Raw genomic sequence first — 4048 nt, 5'->3', positions numbered from 1 at the left:
GAGGAAAAGCTAAAATAAAATGGAATTTTATCGTGGATAAATTCTTAAACACCCTAAGCCTAAATCTCAAATCTCTTTGTTAATTTAGCAGATTAAAAACAGGAATAAATTTTGGATTATTTAGATGGATTAAACCCTTCGCAACGGGCGGCGGTAGAGCAGACCGAGGGAGCAGTGATGATAGTTGCCGGAGCAGGATCAGGAAAAACGCGTGTAATTACCTACCGCGTTGCCCATTTAATTAAAAAGGGGGTTGATCCTTTCAATATACTCGTTTTAACTTTCACCAACAAGGCTGCTAAAGAGATGCGAGAACGTATTCTGAAAGTTGTTGGTGCTGAAGCTAAAAATCTATGGATGGGAACATTCCACTCTGTTTTTGCAAAACTCCTTCGAGTAGAATCAGAAAAAATTGGCTATCCAAGTAATTTCACCATTTATGATACAGACGATAGCAAAAGCTTGCTAAGAGCAATTGTAAAGGAGAAACAATTAGATGAAAAATTGTACAATGTAAACTTCGTTTACAACCGTATTTCATCTTCCAAAAATAATTTAGTATCGCCCGCTGCCTATTTACAAAATACTCAAATCCAAGCCGAAGATTTCTCAACGGGACGTGGAAGCATTGGTGAAATCTACCAAACATACGCTCAAAGGTGCTTTAAAGCCGGCGCAATGGATTTCGACGACCTACTTTACAAAACTAATGTGCTTTTAAAGGAACATCCTGAAGTTTTATATAAATACCAAAATAAATTCAAGTATTTGATGGTGGATGAGTATCAGGATACCAATTATTCGCAGTACCTGATTGTAAAAAAGCTTGCCGCCAATAATGAAAATATTTGTGTTGTTGGTGATGATGCGCAAAGTATTTATGCTTTCCGTGGAGCTAATATTCAGAATATTCTCAATTTTGAGAAAGACTATCCCGACTTAAAAGTATTTAAATTGGAGCAAAATTACCGCTCCACTCAAAATATCGTCAAAGTGGCGAACAGCATCATCGCCAACAATAAAAATCAGCTTAAAAAATCTGTATTTTCAGATAATGAAGTAGGTGATAAAATAAAAGTGAGCCGTGCTTTTAGTGATAATGAAGAAGGCAAAATAGTAGCGGAAGCAATTGCCCAAGAGCAAGCTGTGAAAGGTTCAAAATACCATGATTTTGCTATTTTATATCGTACAAATGCACAATCAAGAGCGATGGAAGAGGCGCTTAGGAAGTTAAATGTGCCTTATAAAATTTACGGCGGATTATCCTTTTACCAAAGGAAAGAGATCAAAGATCTTATTGCTTACTTCCGCGTAACTTTTAACCCGAATGATGAAGAAGCTATAAAACGAATCATCAACTATCCTCGTCGTGGAATTGGAGATACGAGCGTTGAACGAATCATGATTGCCGCAGACCAACATAATATAAGCATCTGGGAGGTAATTTGCAATGCCCATAGCTATTTGGATTCGCGCAGTTCAAGTGCTGTAGCCAATTTTGCAGTTTTGATTCAAAGCTTCCAGGTAATGACGAAAACTCATTCTGCCTATGATACTGCCTTACATATTGCGCAACATTCTACTATTTTGAAGGAGCTCTATTCAGATAAATCCGTGGAAGGTTTAAGCAGGTATGAAAATATTCAGGAATTGCTAAATGGTATCAAAGAATTTAGTGAGCGTGAAGATATTGAAGACCGTAGTCTCGATATTTTTATGCAAGATATTGCTCTACTAACTAATGATGATAACGATAAAAACCCAGATGCTGATACTGTTTCCTTGATGACCATCCATTCGGCAAAGGGATTGGAGTTCGACAATGTTTTTGTTGTGGGCCTAGAAGAAAACCTTTTCCCATCACAAATGTCGTTGAGTTCAAGAACCGATCTGGAGGAGGAGCGTCGATTATTTTATGTGGCCATTACACGTGCAGGTAAAAAACTTAATCTTTCCTACGCAACATCACGCTACCGCTGGGGAACATTAACGAGTTGCGAACCAAGTCGTTTTATTGAAGAGATTGATGCCAGTTTTATCGAGCTTGACTTCAAGCCGCAACAGAAGAAATCAGATAATCCTTATGGCGATGAAGATCGATCACCATGGCAGCAAAAAGAAATGTTTAGCAAGCCTAAGCCAGCATCAATACCAAGAACAAGCTCCATTTTACCAAAGGCACATGTACCAAGTGAAGGCTTTAGTCCGTCGGATACTTCTGGACTTCAAGTTGGCATGGAAGTGGAGCATGAGCGCTTCGGATTTGGGAAAGTAATCAACATTGAAGGCAATAAACCCGACATAAAAGCAACAATTTTCTTTAAAGATTTAGGACAGAAGCAATTATTATTAAAATTTGCTAAATTGAAAATTATAAAATAAAAGCAAAACCACGCATTAACGCGTTTAAACCGCATATTTATTCTGCGAAATAAAAAAATTACAATGACATTCGATTATAATACCACCCGGAAAAAATTAATATTAGCCGAATATGGACGTAATGTTCAAAATATGGTGAAATATATTGTCGAATTACCTACCAAAGATGAGCGGAATCGTTATGCTCAGGTAGTGATTGATTTGATGGGTTTTTTAAACCCACACCTTAGGGATGTGGCCGACTTCAAACATAAATTATGGGATCATTTACACATCATTTCTGATTTTAAGATTGATGTAGATTCACCCTATCCAAAACCTTCTGAAGATGCAATCAGATTTAAACCTGCGCCTCTATCCTATCCTCAACAAAGGATAAAATATAAGCATTACGGAAAAACTGTTGAATTAATGATTAGTAGAGCCAAAGCCATTGAAGAACCTGAAAGAAAACAAGCTATGGTTCAGTCGATCGCTAATTTCATGAAAATGGCCTACGTAACTTGGAACAAGGATAGCGTGGCCGATGAAACCATCATCAAAGATTTACGTGAAATGTCTAATGGTGCCTTGCAACTTGAGGAAAACGTAAACCTTCAACGTGTTGAAGTTAGACAGGTTGTTTCACCTAGTAGACAAAGGAATTCTAACCAAAATAAAGGACGGCAAAATACAAATCGCAATAACCCAAGTTCTAATCGTCCGCGACCAAATAATCCAAGTGGTAAACGATACTAAAATTTCAAATTGCATAATCTTGAATAATTAAGCAGAGAATTTTATTTTATTTAAGGAACAAAAACTAGTTTTTGTAATTTAGCGCTTTCCAATTAAAAATCTATTATTAAAAACATATCAGTACAGATGAACGCATTTGAAATTGTTGGTGGTAAACCCCTTAAGGGTGAAATAATTCCTCAAGGAGCAAAAAACGAAGCATTACAAATTATTTCAGCAGTACTTCTTACTGAAGAAAAAATCACGATTAGCAATATACCCGACATAAAAGATGTTAATAAACTAATCGAACTCGTAGGTGATTTAGGGGTAAAAGTAGAACGTTTAAGCAAAGACACCTATACTTTTGAGGCAAACAATATTAATCTTGATTTTTTTAAATCGGAATCCTTCAAATCAAAAGGTGGCAGCTTAAGAGGATCAATCATGATTGTCGGTCCGCTTTTAGCCCGATTTGGAAAAGCCGCTATTCCGAAACCTGGAGGCGATAAAATTGGTCGCAGGAGGTTAGATACTCACTTTTTAGGTTTCGAGAAACTAGGCGCAAAATTTATTTACGATAAAAAAAATAATTTCTTTAACGTAGATGCGAGTAATTTACAAGGTGCTTATATTCTTTTGGATGAAGCATCAGTAACAGGTACCGCAAACGTGGTAATGGCTGCAGTTTTAGCTAAAGGAATTACTACCATTTATAATGCTGCATGCGAGCCCTATCTTCAGCAATTGTGCAAAATGCTCAATCGGATGGGTGCTAAAATTACGGGCGTAGGTTCAAACCTTCTTAAAATTGAAGGCGTTACTAAACTTAGTGGCACAGAACATCGTTTATTACCAGATATGATTGAAATTGGATCCTTCATCGGACTTGCTGCCATGACTGAATCTGAAATTACCATTAAAAATGTTCAGTTTGAAGAACTTGGGA

At 36.9% G+C, this 4048-nt stretch carries 3 protein-coding genes; all 3 read left to right on the top strand.

The features are described 5' to 3' along the window. The first annotated feature begins 111 nt into the window (after positions 1 to 111). On the top strand, positions 112 to 2382 hold the full coding sequence (locus tag ACILQF_RS11370; protein ID WP_395627526.1) for an ATP-dependent helicase: 2271 nt from the start codon (positions 112 to 114) through the stop codon (positions 2380 to 2382). A 63-nt stretch (positions 2383 to 2445) separates the two neighbouring features. Then, complete coding sequence (locus ACILQF_RS11365) at positions 2446 to 3120, top strand: DUF4290 domain-containing protein (RefSeq protein ID WP_395627525.1); 675 nt, start codon at positions 2446 to 2448, stop codon at positions 3118 to 3120. 126 nt (positions 3121 to 3246) lie between these two features. After that, positions 3247 to 4048 (top strand): UDP-N-acetylglucosamine 1-carboxyvinyltransferase (locus tag ACILQF_RS11360; protein ID WP_395627524.1); only part of this gene is annotated, 802 nt, incomplete at its 3' end.

Origin of the sequence: Daejeonella sp., assembly GCF_044232565.1 — a bacterium.
In the GTDB taxonomy this organism is placed as follows: domain Bacteria; phylum Bacteroidota; class Bacteroidia; order Sphingobacteriales; family Sphingobacteriaceae; genus Daejeonella.
Note: the sequence above shows the minus strand (reverse complement) of the source record. Positions and strands in the feature narration are given on the sequence as shown.

Excerpts from the sequence above, each read along its gene's own strand:
- ACILQF_RS11365 (WP_395627525.1), top strand. The coding sequence starts at position 2,446 with ATGACATTCGATTATAATACCACCCGGAAAAAATTAATATTAGCCGAA.